Source organism: Streptomyces sp. DSM 120436 (genome assembly GCF_055778765.1).
This window is the reverse complement of sequence record NZ_JBSKBS010000001.1, coordinates 1,235,320-1,254,504: the sequence shown is the minus strand read 5'-3', so window position 1 is coordinate 1,254,504 and position 19,185 is coordinate 1,235,320. Positions and strand designations below refer to the sequence as shown.

Below are 19,185 nucleotides of genomic sequence, written 5' to 3'. Positions count from 1 at the left end.
GAGGCCCTGATGTACGACCCCACAGTCGCCCGGCTCACCTACCGGGCCCTGCTCGGCCGTCGCCGGGCCCTCATCCTGGGCGCACTGCCCCTGCTGCTCCTCGTGATCTCCCTGGCGGTGCGCGCCCTCGCCGGCGCCGACGACCAGACCGCCGCCGACGTCCTCGGCGGCCTGGCGCTCGCCACCATGGTGCCGATCATCGGCGTCATCGCGGGCACCGGCGCGATCGGCCCGGAGATCGACGACGGCTCGGTGGTGTACCTGCTGTCCAAGCCGATCAAGCGGCCGGTGATCATCTACACCAAGCTGATCGTCGCCGTCGCCGTCACCATGGTGTTCTCCGCGGTGCCGACGCTGATCGCGGGTTTCGTCCTCAACGGCAACGGCCGGCAGGTCGCGGTCGCCTACACGGTGGCCGCCCTGGTCGCCTCGATCGCCTACGCGGCGCTGTTCCTGCTGCTCGGCACGGTCTCGCGGCACGCGGTGGTCTTCGGCCTGGTGTACGCACTGATCTGGGAGGCGCTGTTCGGCTCCCTGGTGCCCGGCGCGCGCACGCTGAGCGTCCAGCAGTGGTCCCTCGCCGTGGCGGAGAAGGTGACGGGCGGCGAGCTGGTCACCTCGGACGTGGGCCTGACCACGGCGACGGTCGCGCTGGTCGCCGTCACGGTGCTGGCCACCTGGTACGCCGGCCGGAAGCTGCGCACGCTGACGCTCGCCGGCGAGGAGTGAGGGGCGCCTCCCCCGAGGAGCGCGAGGGCGGTGCCGCTCACGGGCGGCACCGCCCTTCGCCGTCCGTCTCCGGTCGTTTTATTCGGTGGCGCGGGACATGTCCGGCCGGGCACAGTGAGGTGTCCGCATCGCCGGGAACGTCCGGCGACCCTGAGCCGGGAGAGGAGTGGGACCATGCCCATGCACGGCAGGACGTCCCGCTCCCGTCGGGGCGGCCCGCGGCGGACTCCGGAGTAATCCCTACTGCTCCGTCGAGTCCCCCGAGGACCTGCCCGGGGCGGCCGCTTCGAGCGCGCGCACATGAGGGCGCGCGGGCCGCCCACCCGGAGGATTGGCCGAGTGGTAAGGCACCGGCTTGGCTCAAGCCGCGGTCGGGCCCGAAAAGCCCGCGCACGTTCGATCCGTGCATCCTCCGCCGAACGCCGAACGCCGAACGCCGAACGCCGAACGCCGAACGCCGAACGCCGAACGCCGAACGCCGAACGCCGAACGCCGTAGGCGCGGTGAGCGGCGCCCAGCGCGGGGACGTCAGCCCAGCAGGCGCTCCAGCACCACCGCGATGCCGTCGTCCTCGTTGGACGCCGTCACCTCGTCGGCGACCGCCCGCAGCTCACGGTGGGCGTTGCCCATGGCGACGCCGTGGCCGGCCCAGGCGAACATCGGGATGTCGTTGGGCATGTCGCCGAAGGCGATCGTCTCCGCCGCCTTCACGCCGAGCCGGCGGGCGGCGAGCGACAGCCCCGTCGCCTTGGACAGCCCGAGCGGCAGCAGCTCCACGATGCCCTCGCCCGCCATGACGACGGTGACGAAACCGCCCGCGGTGCGCTCGGCCGCCGCGGCCAGCTCGTCCGAGGTCAGCTCCGGGTGCTGGATGTACAGCTTGTTCAGCGGGGCCGCCCACAGGTCGGAGACGTCCGTGAACGGCGTCGCCGGCAGCGCGCCGACGACGTCGTACCCCGGCCCGACCAGCACCTCGCCGTCCAGGCCGTCCCGGCTCGCCGCCAGGTGCAGCGGGCCGACCTCCGCCTCGATCTTGGCGAGCGCCACCCCGGCGAGCTGCCGGTCCAGCGTCACGGAGGTCAGCAGCCGGCCCGCCCCGGCGTCGTACACCTGGGCGCCCTGGCCGCAGACCGCGAGGCCCTGGTAACCGAGGTCCTCGAGGATCGGGCGGGTCCAGGGCACCGCGCGGCCGGTGACGACGATGTGCGCGGCACCCGCCGCGGCGGCCGCGGCGAGCGTCTCACGGGTGCGTCCGGACACCGAGTGGTCGTCACGCAGCAGCGTGCCGTCCAGGTCGGTGGCGACGAGCCGGTAGGGGAAGGAGGACGGCGCGCCGCTCACTTGGCGACCGGTGCCAGGAACTCGCGGCCGCCCAGGTAGGGACGCAGCACCTCGGGCACGCGCACCGAGCCGTCGGGCTGCTGGTGGTTCTCCAGGATCGCCACGATGGTGCGCGGTACGGCGCACAGCGTGCCGTTGAGCGTGGCCAGCGGGCGCACCTTCTTGTCCTCACGCACCCGGATCTGCAGGCGGCGGGACTGGAACTCGGTGCAGTCCGAGGTCGAGGTCAGCTCGCGGTACTTGCCCTGCGTCGGGATCCACGCCTCGCAGTCGTACTTGCGGGCGGCCGAGGAGCCCAGGTCGCCCGAGGCGACGTCGATGACGCGGAACGGCAGCTCGAGCGAGGTCAGCCACTGCTTCTCCCACTCCAGCAGCCGCCGGTGCTCCTCCTGCGACTCCTCCGGGGTGACGTAGGAGAACATCTCCACCTTGTCGAACTGGTGGACGCGGAAGATGCCCCGGGTGTCCTTGCCGTGCGAGCCGGCCTCGCGGCGGAAGCAGGGCGAGAAGCCGGCGTAGCGCAGCGGCAGCCGGTCGGCCTCCAGGATCTCGTCCATGTGGTAGGCGGCCAGGGCCACCTCGGACGTGCCGACCAGGTACAGGTCGTCCTTGTCCAGGTGGTAGACGTCCTGCGAGGCCTGGCCGAGGAAGCCGGTGCCCGCCATCGACTGGGGGCGCACCAGCGCCGGGGTCAGCATCGGGGTGAAGCCGGCCGCCGTGGCCTGCGCCATCGCGGCGTTCACCAGGGCCAGCTCGAGCAGCGCGCCGACGCCGGTCAGGAAGTAGAAGCGGCTGCCGGAGACCTTGGCGCCGCGCTCGACGTCGATCGCGCCGAGGAGCTGGCCGAGTTCCAGGTGGTCCTTGGGCTCGAAGCCCTCGGCGGCGAAGTCGCGGACGGTGCCGTGCGTCTCCAGCGTGACGAAGTCCTCCTCGCCGCCGACGGGCACGTCGGGGTGGACGAGGTTGCTCAGCTTGAGCAGGAGCTCCTGGGTCTCGGCGTCGGCGGCGTCGCGCTCGGCGTCGGCGGCCTTGACGTCGGCCTTGAGCTGCTCGGCCTTCTTGAGCAGCTCGGCCTTCTCGTCGCCGGCCGCCTTGCCGATGAGCTTGCCGAGCGCCTTCTGCTCGGCGCGCAGCTCGTCGAAGCGGACGCCGGACGACCTGCGCCGTTCGTCGGCAGACAGGAGGGCGTCGACGAGTGCGACGTCCTCTCCACGGGCGCGCTGCGAAGCGCGCACACGGTCGGGGTCCTCACGGAGCAGGCGAAGGTCAATCACGCGGTCAAGGCTACCGGTGCGGGGCGACGGCCCACGACCGACTGTGGCGGCACCGTGATGTCTGCCCCTTTGCGCGTGAATTTCCGGGCGTGATCTTCACGACCGCCGCAAGGTCAATGCGGAGAGCGCCACCACCGGAAAGAGTTGGTTGTAAGGCTCCGGGTTGACCGGAAACCCTTGTGCGGAACGGGACTTGGGGCCCGACTGTCCACAGCTTTCCACATTGCGCGAAAAGTTATCCACAGGTTGTGGGGAAGATCTGTGGACGTCGGAAACGATCACTCCGAAAGACTCGGCCGAAGGTGATGCCTCCCCATGTGAACTTCCCCTATCGCCACTTTTGAGAGGAAAGGGATCCCTCCAAACGGGTGATCATCGCAAAAGAGTGGACGAGGTGTGAGCTGCCGCGGAATGAACGCGCTCATGGCCTGTGGGGCGTTTTGTCGACCGAAGGGCAGATCGGTGTCGACTTGTCCCCAGGTCGAGAAGCTGACCTGTGGATAACTTCTGTGGACAACGACCATCGGCAGGCAGGCCGGTTCCCGTCGTCCCCGCACCAGCTCGGAACCGCCCCTCGGAACCGCCCCTCGGAACCGCCCCTCAGAACCGGCCGTCCTGGCAGCGCGCCACCCAGTCCGCCGCCCCCACGAACTCCTCGTCCGAGGTCCCCGGATACGGCGGCCGCACCTCACCGGGCCGCACGTCCGCCCTCGGGTACGAGCCGAGATAGCGCACCTGGAGGCAGATGCGCTTCAGCCCCGTCAGCGCCTCCGCCATCCGGCGGTCGGAGATGTGCCCCTCGGCGTCGACGCAGAAGCAGTAGTTGCCGATGCCGGCGCCGGTCGGCCGTGACTGCAGCAGCATCAGGTTGATGCCGCGGGTGGCGAACTCTCCCAGCAGGTCGCGCAGACCGCCCGGGTGGTCGTCGCGCTGCCACAGCACCACCGAGGTCTTGTCCGCCCCGGTCGGCGCCGCCGGACGCGCGGGCCGGCCCACCAGCACGAACCGCGTCTGGGCGTTCTCCGCGTCGTGGATGCCCGTCTCCAGCGCCTCCAGCCCGTACCGGGCCGCCGCGAACTCACCGGCGAAGGCGGCGTCGTACCGGCCCTCCTGGACCAGCCGCGCGCCGTCCGCGTTCGAGGCCGCCGACTCCCAGACGGCGTCGGGCAGGTGCGTGCGGAGCCAGTTGCGCACCTGCGGCTGGGCGGCCGGGTGGGCGGTCACCGTCTTGATGTCCGACAGCTCGGTGCCCGGGCGGACCAGCAGCGCGAAGGTGATCGACAGCAGCACCTCGCGGTAGATCATCAGCGGGGTGCCCGCGACCAGTTCGTCGAGGGTGGTGGTGATCCCGCCCTCCACCGAGTTCTCGATGGGGACGAAAGCGGCCTCGGTCTCACCGGCGCGCACCGCGTCGAGTGCGGACTGCACGGACACGTACGGGACCAGCTCACGCGTGGCCGCCTCGGGAAGCGTGCGCAGGGCGACTTCGGTGAAGGTGCCCTCTGGGCCGAGATACGCATAGCTCGCTGGCATGACCTCACCCTAATGGGCCCACGCCGACGGCAACTCCCGAGACGGCTCGCGAGGGTGACTCCGCACGGTTCTCACCCCTCCAGCAGCGACTGGCCCACATACTCGCCCTCCGCCGCCCCGCCCGGGACCGCGAACAGCCCGCTGGCCTCGTGGCGGATGAACGGCGTCAGGGCGTCGCCCCGGTCGAGCTTGCGCTGCACCGGCACGAAGCCGCGCAAGGGATCGGCCTGCCAGCAGATGAACAGCAGCCCCGCGTCGGGCGCCCCGTCCGCGTCGATGCCGTCGTGGTACGAGAACGGCCGGCGCAGCATCGCCGCCCCGCCGTTCTGGTCGGGCCGCGTGATCCGCGCGTGCGCGTTGATGGGGACGACCAGATTGCCCCGGGCGTCTGTCTTCTCCAGGTCCATCTCGGTCGTCTCGTCGCCCCCGGACAGCGGGGCGCCGTCCGACTTGCGTCGCCCGATGACGCCCTCCTGCTCCTTGAGCGACAGCTTCTCCCAGTCGTCCAGCAGCATGCGGATCCGGCGTACGACCACGTAGGAACCGTTCGCCATCCAGGCGGGCTCGCCCTGCTCCGGCACGAAGACCCGCTCGTCGAAATCGGGCTCCCCGGGCTTCGGATTGCGGGTGCCGTCGACCTGGCCCATCAGATTGCGGGTGGTCATCGGGCGGACGGTGGCGCCCGGAGAGCGGTTGAAGCCGTTCATCTGCCAGCGCACCCGGGCCGCCGCGCCCGCGTCCTTGTGGACCGCGCGCAGGGCGTGGAACGCCACGAGGGCGTCGTCCGCGCCGATCTGCACCCACAGGTCGCCGTCGCTGCGGGCCCGGTCGAGCCGGTCGGAGGAGAAGGCGGGCAGCGGGTCGAGGGCGGCCGGGCGCTGCTTCTCCAACCCGGTGCGCGCGAAGAAGCTGTGCCCGAACCCGAAGGTGAGGGTCAGCGAGGAGGGCCCGGCGTCACGGGCCACGTCGCTGTCGCCCTGGGCGTCGAACTCACCGGCCATCAGCCGCCGGGCGGTGTCGGACCAGCGACGCAGCAGCGCGGCCGCCTCCCTGCGTCCGGCGCCGGGCGCGAGGTCGAAGGCGACGAGGTGGCCACGCGCATGGAGCGGGTCGGTGATGCCCGGCTGATGTTTCACGTGAAACGGCACCCGGGTGGCGCCGACCGAGGTGAGCGGGGTGGCCTCGGAGGGCGCCGCCGCGTAGCCGACGGCCCCGCCCGCCGCCCCGAGCGCGAGCCCGGCGGCGCCGGCCGTGCCGAGCAGACGCCGTCGTGAGATGCCCGCCCCGAAGGCGGCGGCTTCCGTCGTGGGTTCCTCCTCGGGGGTGCGGGTCTGCGGCAGGGAAGGGTCAGGCATGGTGGTTCAGCCGATCTGAGCGTTCTTGGAGACGGTCACCTGGTCGATGTCGGAGGTCCGCACGGTCACCTCGACCTTCCAGTCGCCCGCCATGGGGATCTGCACTCCGCTCGCCGACCAGTGTCCGGTGGTGACGCGGTCGGGGGTGACGGGCAGCGGTCCGATGTCCTGGGCGGTGAGGGTGAGGGCGATCTTCACCTCGGGGACGTCGAGGGGTTTTCCGTCCGGTCCCTCGGCGTAGACGTGCATCACGTTGTCGCCGACCCGGGCGGGATCGAGGTCGATCGAGACGACGCCCTTGCCGTTCTGGCCGCCGGTGTCGAAGGGCATGGTCAGGCTCACCGCGCCACTGCCCTGCCCGGTTTCCGCGGCGGCGGAGGACGAGGCGGCCGCCGCCCGTGCGTCCTGCTCGGTGCGGCCCGGCTCGGTCTGCGTCAGCACGGTCGTGACGGCCAGCAGTACGACGGCGACGCCAGCCTCGGCGAACACCGACCGGCGCAGCCCGAACCGGTTCGGGTCGGCGTCCCGCAGCCGCTTCTGCCGTGCGGCCTCCGCCGCGGCCCGCTGCCGAGCGAGCTGCGCGGCCCGGACGGAGTCCTCCCCGGCCTCGGTCTGCTTCACGTCGGAGGCCTTCGACGGGGCGGTGCCGGCCGGCCGCCCGGCCTCCTCGGCCACGGCGGACATCTGCGCGTCGGCCAACCGCCGCGTCCAGCGGCGCGACACGAAGGCGGCCGCGACCATCACGGCCACCAGCCCGATCTTGACGAGCAGCAGCTGCCCGTACCGGGTGTCGATGAAGGCGGACCAGGAGCCGAGCTGCCGCCAGCTCTGGTAGACACCGGTGACGGCGAGCGTGACCACGCTGCCGAAGGCGAGGCGCGAGAACCGCCGGACGGCGTCCCGCCCGACCGGTGTCTCGACGGGCGCCCGGTAGAGCGCGACGAGGAGGGCGGTGAGCCCGCCCAGCCAGGTGGCGACCGCCAGCAGGTGCACCACGTGGACCGGCATGGCCACGCCCGCCTGGATGCCCTGCGAGGCGTGCTCGGACATGGCCCAGCTCGCGGCCAGCCCGGCGGTGACGACCGCCCCGCCGATCGCCAGCCCGAAGGTCAGGTCTCGCCGCTCCGGCTCGCCGCCGTCCCCGGATCCCTCCGCGCGGTCGGAGCCGCCGGCGCCGTCGGCGGCGTGGTCGTCCGGGCCGCCGGCGGGCGCCGTACGGGCGTACGCTCCGAACAGCACCGCGATGAACAGCGCCGCCGCGGCGAGCAGCAGCAGCCGGGACACCAGGGCCGCGCCCGTCTTGGTCTGGAGCACGTCACCGAGCAGGGCCAGGTCGAAGACGTCGCCGACCTTGCCGGAGGTGGTGTAGGAGCCGCGCAGCATCAGCAGGCCCAGCGTGGCGGCGGTGAGCGCGAGCCATCCGGAGACCACCAGACGCTGGACCGCCCGCACCCGGGCGCCCGGCCCCCAGCAGGCGAGGACGAAGGCGGCCCCGCCCGCCATGACGACGAAACCCGCGTAGGAGACGTAGCGGCCGAAGCCGTACAGCCAGCCCACGAGGCCGTCGTCGGAGCCCTGCGCGGAGACCGAGACCGTCGTCTCCGAGGGCGCGCCGATGGAGAAGGTGAACGCGCCGGCGACCGGGTGGCTGTCGGCGGACACCACCTGGTAGGCCACCGTGTACGTGCCGTCGGGCAGCCCGCTCACCAGCCGCACGCTGTACGTGGTGCCGCTGGGGTTGGCGGGGTCGCCCTTGTCCACCCGCTCGCCCTTGGGGTCCAGCACCCGTACGGAGTCGTCGCTCACCGCGATCGGCTCCGAGAAGGTGAGCGAGACCTGCGGGGGCGCCGTGTCGACCACCGCCCCCTGCGCGGGGTCGCTGCCGGTCAGCGCGGCGTGCGCGGAGGCGGGAGCGGCTCCGGCGAGGAGCGCACCGGCGACGGCCAGGATCAGCAGCACCAGGGTCCGCACGCGGGGGGCGATGGTCTGGGTCACAGGGGTGTCTCCCTCAGTGTCCGGTCGTCGGGCGGTAGGTGGCCGGCTTCACCGGGATCTCGACCGTGACGGGGTCGGAGTGGGCGAAACGCAGCTCGACGGAGACCTTCTGACCCTGCTTCGGCTTGCGCTTCAGCTGCTCGAACATCAGATGGTTGCCGCCGCTCTCCAGCACGAGGCTGCCGTGGGCCGGGATGTCGAGGGACTCGACCTCCCGCATCGACCCGTCGACGGTCTCGTGCACGGTGACCTGGCCGGCGACGTCGCTGCTGACCGAGGTCAGCCGGTCCGCGGCGTCACCGTCGTTCGTGATCGTGAGGAACCCCGCGGCCAGGTCCGACACCGGCTGCGGCATGTACGCGGACCCGACCGACAGCCGGGCCGCGCCGTCGTCCGGACCGCCGCATCCGGTCAGGGCCAGCGCGCCGGCCACGGCCAGGGCGGCGACCGCGCGGAGCCTCACGGATTCTCACCCTTGATGATCTTGGGCAGGTCCTGGGTGTAGTCCTCGACGGTGGCGTCCTCGCCGTAGAGGACGTAACCGCCGTCCGTCTTCGGGGAGAAGGCGATGACCTGGGTGCCGTGGTCGGAGACGGTCTTGCCGTTGTCGTCCTTGCGCGGCGGGTCGATGGAGATGCCGAGGGTGCGGGCGCCGGCCTGGATGGTGGCGAAGTCGCCGGTCAGGCCGACGACCTGGGAGTCGATCCCCTTGAGCCACGTGCCGAGTTCGGCGGGGGTGTCCCGCTCGGGGTCGGTGGTGACGAACACGATCCGCAACTGGTCCTGCTGCTCCTCGGGGAGCTGCTTCTTGGCCACCGCGATGTTGTTCATCGTCAGCGGGCAGACGTCGGGGCAGTGCGTGTAGCCGAAGTAGATCAGCGTGGGCCGGCCCGCGGTCTGCTCGCGGAGGTCGTACTGCTTGCCCTGGGTGTCGGTGAGGACGAGGTCGGGCTTCTCGAAGGGCTTGTCGAGGACGGTGGCCGCCTTCTGGCCGCCGGTCTCCTCGGACACCACGGAGACGGGCGAGCCGCTGTCGCCGCCGTTGTCGCCGCAGGCGGTGAGGGTCAGCGGGACGACGGCGAGCAGAGCCGCCGCCGCGAGGGTCTTCTTGCGCATGGGATGGTCCTGAAGGTGGGTGTGCTGCGGCGCGCACCGGGAGGCCGCGGGGCCGCGGGCCGGCCCCGGCGCGCGCCGGGGAGAGGGGTGGCTCAGGCGGTGCGCCGGCGCCCGGCGAGCACGCCGTAGGCGATGCCCGCGGCGCCGACCACGATGCCGACGACGCCCAGGACGCGGGCGGTGGTGTCGGTGCCGCCGGAGCCGTCGTCACCGGACGCGGCGGAGGTCTCGGCGGAGGCCTTCTCCGCGTCGTCCGACGCCGTGTCGTCGTCGGCGGCGTCGTGCCCGTGGCCGTCCTCGGCGGGCGAGGTCAGGGCGAGCACCGGAGCCGGGTGGTCGGGCTCGTCCTGGCCTTCCTGCGGCACCTCGATCCAGCGGACGACCTCCTTGTTGGAGTACGTCTGCAGGGCCTTGAAGACGAGCTCGTCGGTGTTCTCGGGCAGCGTGCCGACCGACACCGGGAACTTCTGGAAGAAGCCCGGCCGGATCCCGTCGCCCTCGGCGGTCCAGGTGACCTTGGAGACGGCCTCGTCGATCTTCTTGCCGTGCACCTCGAGCGGCTCGGCCAGGCGGGACTTGGTGACCTTGATGTCCCAGCCCTCGACGGGCTGCGGCATCACCGACGCCAGGGGGTGGTCCGACGGGAAGGTGATCTCGAGCTTGGTGGTCGAGGCGTTGTCCCGCTCGTTGGGGACCTTGAAGCCGACGACCGCGTAGCCGCCCTTCGCGGCCTCACCCTCGGGCTGCACGCTGACGTGCGCGAAGCCGGGGGAGGCCACGGCGAGGACGGCGAAGCCGGCGACGGCGCCGACGGCGGTGATACGGGAAGCCTTCATGGCAGAAGCACTCCGCTTCGTAGTGGGTTCGCTGACGATGAGGGATACGCGGCGCGGGCGGCCGTTCGCTCCCCAACGCGGGACGACGGCCGGGCGCACACGGCGGAACCGGCGCACACGCGTGCCGCACGGAGGCGTCCCTCATCTCGTCCGGAACCCCGGAACGGTGGGTCGCCCCGCGTCAGGCGGCGAGCGTGAGCGTGGAGGCGCCGGCCGGGGGACCCCGGCGGACCACCGTGTGGTGCAGCCCCGCGGAACGCGGCGGAAGCGGTGCGAGCAGCGCGGTACGCGGGGTGACCGGCCCCGTCCCGGGCGCACCGGGAAGCCCGGCGCGCAGGGCCCGCACCAGGGCGAGCGCCCCGCGGAGCGACCGTACGAGGGCGCCTTCGGCGACGCCCCGCGCGGACAGCTCGGCCAGGCGCAGCAGGGCGAGGTCGCCCCGCCGCAGCAGCCAGCCCGCGGCCAGGGCGGCGAGGACGTGGCCGAGCAGCATCGGCAGCGACGGCAGCAGCGACCCCGTCGGACCCGCCGCCACGGCGTCGGCCGCGTGGGCGGCGGGCCCGTGCGGTGCGATCCGGGCGTCGGCGAGGACCCGCTCGGCCTCGGCCGGGCTGATCGCGCCGGGCCCGCACAGCAGCCGGGCGGCCTGGGCGACCAGCGCGGCGTCGGACGCGGAGCCCGCGGCGGGCGCGCCGTGCTGCCCGAGTCCGAACAGCGTGTGCAGCGCGGTCTGCCCGCCGGCCAGCAGTGCCGTGATCACCGGCAGCGGACGGGCACGTCCGGCGAGCGGTGCGGCGACCGCGAGCACCGCGAGGAATCCCGCGCCGAGCGTCCACAGCGGGACGGAGTCGTAGGAGGCGAGGGAGTGGCCTGCCCCGGACAGCACGACGCAGACCGCGGCGAACACCGCGGCCCGCAGGAACCGGAGTCCTCGTCCGGCGCGCGTGGTGCGCGAGTGGGGGGCAGACATGGCGGCCTCATCATCGCACCAGCACCGGGGGCGCCGTACGGCAGGTCCGCAAGATGAGGTACGACCGTAAGGTCGCCTGTGTGGCGCGGTGTCCTACATACACCCATCGGCTCCCCCGTGCACCCGCCATTTGGGCGGTGTCGCGTCAACTTCGCGCTTACAGGTGACCACTCAGGGCAATACGTAACGGTATGTCGAGCCGCAGCCAGGAGGCTGGAGCATGAGCATCTGGTGGTCACTCCGTCTGCGGCGTGATGCCGCCAGCGTGCCGCTCGCCCGGCGCCTGCTGCTCGGCACCATGGAGACCGCGGGCGTCGACCCCGAGATCTCCTACGACCTCTCCGTCGCCCTCAGCGAGGCCTGCGCGAACGCCGTGGAGCACGGTGGCGGCGCCACGCGCGACGACACCTCCGGGGCGTTCCGGGTGACCGCCTACCTCGACGGCGAGAAGTGCCGCATCGAGGTCGCCGACGCCGGCCCCGGCTTCCCCGCCGCCGGGACCCGCCCCCGCCCGCGGACCGTGCCCGCCGAGGCGGAGCACGGACGGGGCCTGTGTCTCATCGAGGAACTGGCCGACCACGTCCACATCGGCAACAAGCCGGGCCGGGGCGGTGCCGTGGTGAGCTTCGACAAGGTCCTCAAGTGGCGCGGGGACGCCCCGCTGACGGCGGTGTGACGTACGCGACGAGGTTCCCTCCCGGCGACCGGGAGGGAACCTCGTCCCTGTGCTCGTGGGGTGCGTCAGCCCTTGAGGCCCGCCATCCACGCCTCGACCTCGTCCGAGCGGCGGGGCAGCGCCGCGGAGAGGTTCCGGTTGCCGTCCTCGGTGACCAGGATGTCGTCCTCGATGCGGACGCCGATGCCCCGGTACTCCTCGGGCACCGTCAGGTCGTCGGTCTGGAAGTACAGGCCCGGCTCCACGGTGAGCACCATGCCCGGCTCCAGCGTGCCGTCGACGTAGGTCTCGGTGCGCGCGGCGGCGCAGTCGTGGACGTCCATGCCGAGCATGTGACCGGTGCCGTGCAGCGTCCAGCGGCGCTGCAGGCCCAGCTCCAGCACCCGCTCCACGGGCCCCTCGACCAGGCCCCACTCGACGAGCCGCTCGGCCAGCACGCGCTGCGCGGCGTCGTGGAAGTCCCGGTACTTGGCGCCCGGCCTGACCGCCGCGATGCCGGCCTCCTGGGCGTCGTACACGGCGTCGTAGATCTTCTTCTGCAGCTCGGTGTAGCGGCCGTTGACCGGCAGGGTCCGCGTGACGTCGGCGGTGTAGTACGTGTGGGTCTCCACGCCGGCGTCGAGCAGCAGCAGGTCGCCGGAGCGGACCGGGCCGTCGTTGCGGACCCAGTGCAGGGTGCAGGCGTGCGGGCCCGCGGCGCAGATGGAGCCGTAGCCGACGTCGTTGCCCTCGACGCGGGCGCGCAGGAAGAACGTTCCCTCGATGTAGCGCTCGCTGGTCGCCTCGGCCTTGTCGAGGACCTTCACCACGTCCTCGAAGCCGCGCACGGTGGAGTCGACGGCCTTCTGCAGCTCGCCGATCTCGAAGTCGTCCTTGACCAGCCGCATCTCGGAGAGGAACACGCGCAGTTCCTCGTCGCGCTCGGCGGTGACCTTGTCGGTCAGCGCCGCCTCGACCCCGGCGTCGTAGCCGCGCACCACGCGGACCGGTCCGGTGGCCTCACGCAGCGCGCCGGCCAGCTCGCGGACGTCGGAGGCGGGGATGCCGTAGAGCTTCTCGGCCTCGGTGAGGGAGTGCCGGCGGCCCACCCACAGCTCGCCCTGGCCGTCCAGCCAGAACTCGCCGTTCTCACGGTCGGACCGGGGCAGGAGGTAGATCGTCTCCCGGTGGCCGTCGGCCGTCGGCTCCATGACGAGGACGCCGTCCTCCGTCTGGTTGCCGGTGAGGTAGGCGTACTCGACGGACGCGCGGAAGGGGTACTCCGTGTCGTTCGACCGGGTCTTCAGGTTGCCCGCCGGGATCACCAGGCGCTCCCCGGGGAAACGGGCGGACAGCGCCGCGCGGCGGGCGGCCGTCTCGGCGGCCTGCGCGATCGGCTCCAGGTCGTGGAGCTCGGTGTCGGCCCAGCCGCTCCTCATGTTCTCGGCCAGCTCGTCGGACACGCCCGGGTACAGGCCGTTCTTCCGCTGCTTGACGGGCTCCTCGTCGGCAGTCTCCGGGGTCTCCGGCAGCTCCTCCGCCACGGTCATCCTCCTCGATACGGCACTGGACCACCCCCATCGTACGGTCGGGCGGAAACGGACGAACCGGGGTAGCGCCTGTTACCGCGAAGGCACGGGGAGTGAGCGGCGTCCGGTGCCCGGAGGGTCAGTCGAAGCGCGCCGCGAGCAGCACCACGTCCTCCGAGGTGTCCGCGTCCTCCGCGCCCTCGGGGAGCACCGCCCGCAGCACGTGGTCGGCGACGGCGCCGGGATCGCGGCGCAGTGCCCGCGGCACCCCGGCCGCGGCGGCGTGCAGCCGGGCGAAGGCGCGGTCGGTCGGGTCGCCGGTGCGGTGCAGCAGCCCGTCGGTGTAGAGCAGCACCGTGTCGCCCGCCTCCGCCTGGACCTCCACGCTGGGCGCCTCCCAGCAGGCGAGCATCCCGAGCGGCGCCGAGACGGAGGTCTCCACGAACTCGGTGCGGCGCTCGCCGAGCAGCAGCGGCGGGCTGTGCCCGGCCCCGGCCAGGGTGATCCGGCGCACCGCCGGTTCGCAGTAGCCGAACAGCGCGGTGGCCGACCGGGCCGGCTCGGTCAGCCGCAGCAGCAGCTCCAGGTCCGACAGGACGGCGACCGGGTCCTCGCCCTCCATCACGGCGTACGCCCGCAGCGATGCCCGCAGCCGCCCCATCGCGGCGACCGCGCTGGGCCCGGAACCGGTGACGGAACCGACGGCGAGACCGAGCGCGGCGTCCGGCAGCGGCAGCGCGTCGTACCAGTCGCCGCCGCCGCTCGGGCAGGTGCGGTGGCGGGCGGCGAGCTGGACACCGGCCACCCGCGGCAGGCGGGACGGCAGCAGCTCCTCGGTCATCGTGGCCATCGACGCGCGCGTCCGCTCCAGTTCGAGGAGGCGGGCGAGATGCTCCGCGGCGTGCCGGACGTACAGGCCGACGAGGTGACGCTGCCGTCCGGCCGGTTCGGCGGGCTCGTCGTAGAGCCAGACGACCGCGCCGATGCGTCCGGCGGAGCCGGCGGCGAGGGGGAGGGCGTAGCTCGCGGCGTAGCCGAGGCGGGCGGCGACCTCGCGGTGCCGGGGGTCGAGCCCCTTCTCGGCGAACAGATCGGGTTCGGCCACACCGTCGTCGCCGGGCAGCCCGTCGAGGATCCGGCCGTGCGGCAGGGAGCCGCGCGGCACCGTCTCCATGTGGCCGAGGTCGGCGCGGCCCAGCCCGAGTCCGACGGTGGCGGACGGGCCCCGGCCGTCGGCGGGTTCCAGTGCGACGAGTCCGCGCCGGGCGCCCACCAGGGCGGCTCCCGCGCGCAGCAGTTCGTCCAGCGCTGCGTCGAGCGTGCCGGCGCGGGCCAGGCGCTCGGTCAGTTCGTGCAGGGTCGTGAGGTCCGAGACCCAGCCGGCGAGGCGGTCCTGGAGCAGCGCGCCCGGGGCGTTCCGGGAGTGCGCCGCGGCGGACGGGGTGGCGTCCGGGGCGGGCGCGACAGTGTGTGCGGGGGCGGGGACCATCGAATCGATTCCGGCCACTTTCGGAGGGTGCGGAGCGTTCATGGCGTCCGGCCTTCCGGCCGGTACGTACTGCTCGAAAGCATCGCAAACCCCCATGTCGTTCTGCGTCGCCGGCAGTGTCTCCACATGTACACGTACTCGTGAGGAGATGTCCAGCATTGTCCTGCCGGAATTCCTGGTGTCCGTGTGGCAATGGAGAACTCCCGGTGAACCCCTTGCCGAAATTCGAGTTTGGCTTGAAACTGCCTCAGGGGAAGGCCTGCTGCGGTCGACTGGCCTTGCTCGACGGAGCGTCACAGCGGTCGTGATGGGTACGTACTCGGAGAAGGCCAGGGGCGGTTGGGAACCACCCGGGAACCTGGCGACGGACCCGAGCGTCCCAACCACCGACGACCGTGCCCCATCCTCCCGTGGCGGAGGCGGAGAGAACCACGCGCGACGGCAAACGCCGGACTTCGCCACCCCCACGCCGTACCCGTACGTCCGACGAACGCTGTACGGGTGGAACGGCCGCGGAGGCAGCCCGTGCCCGGCCCATAGGGGTTCTCCCTGCCCGGCGCGGGGGTGTGATGCGCCAACAGGTACGCACAGTGAAGTGATCGACACATGACGTGAGTGGTCCACGGTGTTGCCAGGCGTGCAACGGAAAGGAACGAGCGCTCATGCGCGAGATCCTCGGAAGGCGACGCAGGCTCCTGTCCCGGCGCGGTGACGAAGGGCCCGATCTGATCGGTGCGGCCCTGACCTTCGCCGCGGGGTGGCAGTGGCCCGTCCTCCCCGGCGTGGCGGCCGACCCGCAGGACGGGTCCCGCTGCGCCTGCCCCGACCCGGAGTGCACGGTGCCGGGCGCCCACCCGTTCGACCCCGGCCTCCTCGCCGCCACCACCGACGTCCGGATGGTGCGCTGGTGGTGGACCAACCGGCCGACGGCGCCGATCGTGCTCGCCACCGGCGGCAAGGCCCCGTGCGCGGTGTCCCTGCCCGCCTTGCCGGCCGCCCGCGCCCTCGCCGCGCTGGACCGCCGGGGGATGCGGCTCGGCCCGGTCGTCGCCTCGCCCTCCCGCTGGGCGGTCCTCGTCAAGCCGTACTCCCTGGAGCAGCTGGGCGAACTGCTGTACGCCAAGGACTTCGTCCCCGGATCGCTCCGCTTCCACGGCGAGGGCGGCTACCTGGCCCTGCCTCCGTCCGGCACCGCGCAGGGCGGGATCCGCTGGGAGCGGGCGCCGCTGCCCGGCTCCGCGGCGCCCTGGGTGCCCGATGTCGAGGCCGTGGTGGACGCGGTGGTCGACGCCCTCACCCGTACGGGTGTGAGCGCCCCCGAGATGTAGGGGTGCCGCCGCGCGCCGCGCCCGGTGCCGGGCCGCTGTCTTCCCGGGGCACGCCGCGTCACGCCGGGAGCCGTGCCAGGACGTCCCGCAGGGCCCGCGCGAGCGCCCTCGCGGGCCGGGACGGCGCCGGGCGCCCGGCCTCGGCCGGGCCGGACGAGCTGCGCGCGGTGTCCGTCCCCCGAGCGGCGTCACCGGCGCCTCATCGACCTCCTCTGCCGGGGCACCGCCATGACGCGGATGCCCACGGCGGGCCAGGCACCGCCCGGCACGCCTCCGCCGACCGCCCTGCGCTGCGGTTCCGCACTGCTCTCCCCGGAGGGAGCCGAGGCGCGGACGTGCGCGGCGGTGCGGGGGAGGACGTGGGGGCGCGGAAGTACCGCCGCGACACCACCGGCGCGCCCCTGGACGCGCACTCTGCCTCCTCGGCACGGACGGGCACAGCGCACGGAGCCGGTGCGCGGCGGATGCCGGGGACGACCGGTCCCTGTGCGAGACGCCGCGTGGGCGCCTGAAGGGCGAGTCCGTGCGCTGCACGGCGGTCGCGGGGCTCACCGCCCCCGCGGACGGCGCGGGGGACGGACGGCTGCCGCTGCGGGCCGGGAGCAACTCCCCGTCGGCGAGCGGCCGGTGAGCGGAGACCTGGAACGGCCGGGCGACGGCGGCTCGTGAGGGCGGCCGGCCGCGGGCACGCAAAGACCCGGTTGCTGGCGACGGGGGATGCACCAGCAACCGGGCTACTGGAACGGTAACAAGAGATCGGCGGTAAGCAAATTCGATCTCGGTGTTTCCGGTCACCGACTGGCTTGTCCGCACGGGGAGTTGCGCGCGGGCAGGGTGGTGTGTCCCCGGGCGGTCCGGCCGTCCGGGGACACCGCTGAGGATTCGGGTGCGGAGCCTCTCAGCTCAGCGTGACCTGGCGGTTCGTCAGGCCGCCGCGCGCCCGGCGCTCGTCCGCGGTGAGCGGGGCGTCGGTCGCCAGCGCGGCGGCGAGCCGCTCGGCGAACTCGGCGGCGGGCTTCTCCACGTCCTCCGCGCGGACCTCGCTCGGCAGGTCCCAGACCGGCACCGTGAGCCCGTGAGCGCGGAAGGAGCCCACCAGGCGGGTGCCCTCACCGAGGGAGGAGCGGCCCGCCGCGTGCAGCCGCGCGAGAGCGTCCAGAAGCTGCTCCTCCGGGTGCGGCATGACCCACCGCAGATGGTTCTTCTCGGGCGTCTCGCACCAGTACGCGGAGTCCACGCCCGACAGCTTGACCGTGGGGATGGCCGCCGCGTTGGCCCGCTCCAGGGAGGCGGTGACGTCCGGGGTGGCGTTCTCCGGGTCCGGGACCCAGAACTCGAACCCGTCGTGCACCACCGGCTCGAAAGCACCCGCCGGGTCGAGCAGGTCCTGCAGCCGGGGGCCGTCGGCGGGCGCGCGACGGGCCTGCACCGGGGTGCCGGGACCGGCGGTCAGCGCGCGCTGCAGCGTGTCGGCGAGGTCGCGGCTGATGTCCCCGGAGGGGGTGTCGTTCTGCAGGCCGAGCAGCACCGAGCCGTCGTCGCGGCGCAGCGCCGGCCAGGCCATCGGGAGCACCGTGGCCAGGGTGACGGACGGGACGCCCTCGGGCAGGCCGTCCTTCAGGGTCAGCTCGACGGTCGCGGCCGGCACCAGCTCGCGCAGCGCCACCCAGTCGCACTCGCCCGGAAGGCCCTCGAACGGGCGGTGCACCAGCTCGGTCACCGCCTGCGCGGCGGCACGGCCGTGACACGCCTTGTAGCGGCGGCCGCTGCCGCAGGGGCAGGGCTCGCGGGCGCCGACGACCGGGATCTGCCCGTCCGTGAGCTGCGGGCGCTTGGCCTTCGTCTGGGGTCGCTTCTTGGCCATCGTGGGTGTCTCCCGGTTACGACTCGTCTCGTACGGCGCGAGCCTAGCCGTTCGCGCCACGGCCGACGGGAACCTGTGGACGACGGGGTGGTCCCCGGACAGCGGGGTGGGCTGTGGACGACGGGGTGGTCTCCGGACAGCGGGGTGGACTGTGAGCGACGGGGCGTGTCGGCGCTGCCCGCCTCGGGAACCGGTGCGCGTCAGCGTGACCCGCCCGGGGAGCACGCCCGCCCGGGAGCGGGTCCTCCCGCGCCCAGGGAGCGGGGCCGACCTCGGCCCAGGCCGGGGCCCATACGGACGGCCCTCAGCCCTGTCCTCAGTCCAAGTCGTCGAAGACGTCCGCGAAGTCCAGTCCCGTGATGCGGGAGACCGGCGGGGCGGTGACCCGCGCGGCGAAGTCCTCGCGGCGGTGACAGCTCCCGGCGTCCGGATCGTGCACGTCCTCGTGGACGACCACCCACACCGTGACCTCGCCGGGCACCTCGTCGCGCACGCCCCAGTCGTCGGAGAGCGCCGAGATGATGTTCAGCCCGCGGCCGCCGTGCGCGGTGACCGACGGGGTGGCAGGCGCTGGGCGGGTCGGGCCGCCCCCGTCGGTGACCTCGACGACGAGCCGGCCGCGCGGGTCCACCCGCCAGGCCGCACGCACGTCGCCGTCCCCGGCCAGGCTGTCGCCCAAGGGCCGGCCGTGTTTGCACGCGTTGCTCAACAGCTCGGAAAGGATCAGTACGGCATCGTCGACGACCGATTCCGGCACGCCTCCGTCGCGCAGTTGCGCGCGCATCCGGCGCCTCGCCTTCCCCACGCCCGCAGGGCCATGGGGCACGGCCATGCTCGACGACGTGGGCACCTCCTGTGCCACCACCAACGCCACCCCCGAGACCTCCTTCGCCCCACGCCACGGTGTGGATGCCCCATCGGCCTGAGCCGGAAACCGGCCGGTCCGTGCGCGGTGACGCACTCGGAACGATCGAGTACGCACCGAACGCGCCGGAGCACTCCCCGTAGTCGCATGGCTGGATTTCGTCGATGTGGCCGAGATATGAGGATGTGGGCGGCGGGTCCCGTCGGTCAAGAGGCAGGAGGAATCCACTGGGACACACGGGACGGATGTGACGGCGGGAGGGCGGCGGGAGGGGCGTCCTCACCCGGTCCCCGAGTCGGCCTTGGC

16 protein-coding genes and 1 tRNA gene are annotated in these 19,185 nt (G+C 73.1%); 4 read left to right on the top strand and 13 right to left on the bottom strand.

Going from position 1 to position 19,185, the window contains the following annotated elements:
- The first annotated feature begins 9 nt into the window (after nucleotides 1-9).
- The gene (locus tag ACWH4W_RS05750) at nucleotides 10-729 is read left to right on the top strand and encodes an ABC transporter permease subunit (RefSeq protein WP_473074723.1); all 720 of its coding nucleotides are present in this window, start codon (nucleotides 10-12) and stop codon (nucleotides 727-729) included.
- A gap of 325 nt (nucleotides 730-1,054) precedes the next feature.
- Nucleotides 1,055-1,144 (top strand) — tRNA-Ala (locus ACWH4W_RS05745).
- A gap of 113 nt (nucleotides 1,145-1,257) precedes the next feature.
- Here ACWH4W_RS05745 and ACWH4W_RS05740 read toward each other — a convergent pair.
- The 9 genes from ACWH4W_RS05740 to ACWH4W_RS05700 form a co-directional block, all read right to left on the bottom strand.
- Nucleotides 1,258-2,070, bottom strand: coding sequence for an HAD family hydrolase (locus ACWH4W_RS05740; protein WP_473074722.1), 813 nt, complete (start codon nucleotides 2,068-2,070; stop codon nucleotides 1,258-1,260).
- On the bottom strand, nucleotides 2,067-3,344 hold the full coding sequence (serS, locus tag ACWH4W_RS05735) for a serine--tRNA ligase (protein WP_473074721.1): 1,278 nt from the start codon (nucleotides 3,342-3,344) through the stop codon (nucleotides 2,067-2,069). Before serS ends, ACWH4W_RS05740 begins: the two co-directional genes overlap by 4 nt.
- A 600-nt stretch (nucleotides 3,345-3,944) precedes the next feature.
- A complete protein-coding gene (gene pheA, locus ACWH4W_RS05730; RefSeq protein WP_473074720.1) occupies nucleotides 3,945-4,877 on the bottom strand; it encodes a prephenate dehydratase in 933 nt (310 codons plus the stop codon).
- A gap of 71 nt (nucleotides 4,878-4,948) precedes the next feature.
- Nucleotides 4,949-6,232, bottom strand: coding sequence for an iron uptake transporter deferrochelatase/peroxidase subunit (efeB, locus tag ACWH4W_RS05725; protein ID WP_473074719.1), 1,284 nt, complete (start codon nucleotides 6,230-6,232; stop codon nucleotides 4,949-4,951).
- Nucleotides 6,233-6,238: 6 nt separating this feature from the next.
- Nucleotides 6,239-8,227: a copper resistance CopC/CopD family protein gene (locus ACWH4W_RS05720; protein ID WP_473074718.1), complete on the bottom strand. Its 1,989-nt coding sequence runs from the start codon at nucleotides 8,225-8,227 to the stop codon at nucleotides 6,239-6,241.
- A 13-nt stretch (nucleotides 8,228-8,240) separates the two neighbouring features.
- On the bottom strand, nucleotides 8,241-8,690 hold the full coding sequence (locus tag ACWH4W_RS05715; RefSeq protein ID WP_473074717.1) for a copper chaperone PCu(A)C: 450 nt from the start codon (nucleotides 8,688-8,690) through the stop codon (nucleotides 8,241-8,243).
- Nucleotides 8,687-9,343: an SCO family protein gene (locus ACWH4W_RS05710; protein WP_473074716.1), complete on the bottom strand. Its 657-nt coding sequence runs from the start codon at nucleotides 9,341-9,343 to the stop codon at nucleotides 8,687-8,689. Before ACWH4W_RS05710 ends, ACWH4W_RS05715 begins: the two co-directional genes overlap by 4 nt.
- A 92-nt stretch (nucleotides 9,344-9,435) precedes the next feature.
- Nucleotides 9,436-10,179, bottom strand: a complete 744-nt coding sequence (locus ACWH4W_RS05705; protein WP_473074715.1) for a YcnI family copper-binding membrane protein — start codon at nucleotides 10,177-10,179, stop codon at nucleotides 9,436-9,438.
- A gap of 181 nt (nucleotides 10,180-10,360) precedes the next feature.
- On the bottom strand, nucleotides 10,361-11,149 hold the full coding sequence (locus tag ACWH4W_RS05700; protein ID WP_473074714.1) for a hypothetical protein: 789 nt from the start codon (nucleotides 11,147-11,149) through the stop codon (nucleotides 10,361-10,363).
- A gap of 220 nt (nucleotides 11,150-11,369) precedes the next feature.
- Between ACWH4W_RS05700 and ACWH4W_RS05695 the strand changes: the two genes are divergently transcribed.
- A complete protein-coding gene (locus ACWH4W_RS05695) occupies nucleotides 11,370-11,825 on the top strand; it encodes an ATP-binding protein (protein ID WP_473074713.1) in 456 nt (151 codons plus the stop codon).
- Nucleotides 11,826-11,890: 65 nt separating this feature from the next.
- Here ACWH4W_RS05695 and ACWH4W_RS05690 read toward each other — a convergent pair whose 3' ends face one another.
- On the bottom strand, nucleotides 11,891-13,354 hold the full coding sequence (locus tag ACWH4W_RS05690) for an aminopeptidase P family protein (protein ID WP_473074712.1): 1,464 nt from the start codon (nucleotides 13,352-13,354) through the stop codon (nucleotides 11,891-11,893).
- Nucleotides 13,355-13,472: 118 nt separating this feature from the next.
- The gene (locus tag ACWH4W_RS05685) at nucleotides 13,473-14,981 is read right to left on the bottom strand and encodes a PP2C family protein-serine/threonine phosphatase (RefSeq protein ID WP_473074711.1); all 1,509 of its coding nucleotides are present in this window, start codon (nucleotides 14,979-14,981) and stop codon (nucleotides 13,473-13,475) included.
- Between the two features lie 503 nt (nucleotides 14,982-15,484).
- Here ACWH4W_RS05685 and ACWH4W_RS05680 point away from each other — a divergent pair.
- Entirely contained in the window at nucleotides 15,485-16,150 is a 666-nt protein-coding gene (locus ACWH4W_RS05680) for a bifunctional DNA primase/polymerase (protein ID WP_473074710.1), read from the top strand.
- Nucleotides 16,151-17,048: 898 nt separating this feature from the next.
- Here ACWH4W_RS05680 and ACWH4W_RS05675 read toward each other — a convergent pair.
- Both ACWH4W_RS05675 and ACWH4W_RS05670 read right to left on the bottom strand, forming a co-directional pair.
- Nucleotides 17,049-18,014 carry a DUF5926 family protein gene (locus tag ACWH4W_RS05675; protein WP_473074709.1) on the bottom strand — a complete coding sequence of 322 codons (966 nt, stop codon included), beginning with the start codon at nucleotides 18,012-18,014 and terminating at the stop codon, nucleotides 17,049-17,051.
- A gap of 316 nt (nucleotides 18,015-18,330) precedes the next feature.
- Nucleotides 18,331-18,975, bottom strand: a complete 645-nt coding sequence (locus ACWH4W_RS05670) for an ATP-binding protein (protein WP_473074708.1) — start codon at nucleotides 18,973-18,975, stop codon at nucleotides 18,331-18,333.
- Nucleotides 18,976-19,185: the final 210 nt, after the last annotated feature.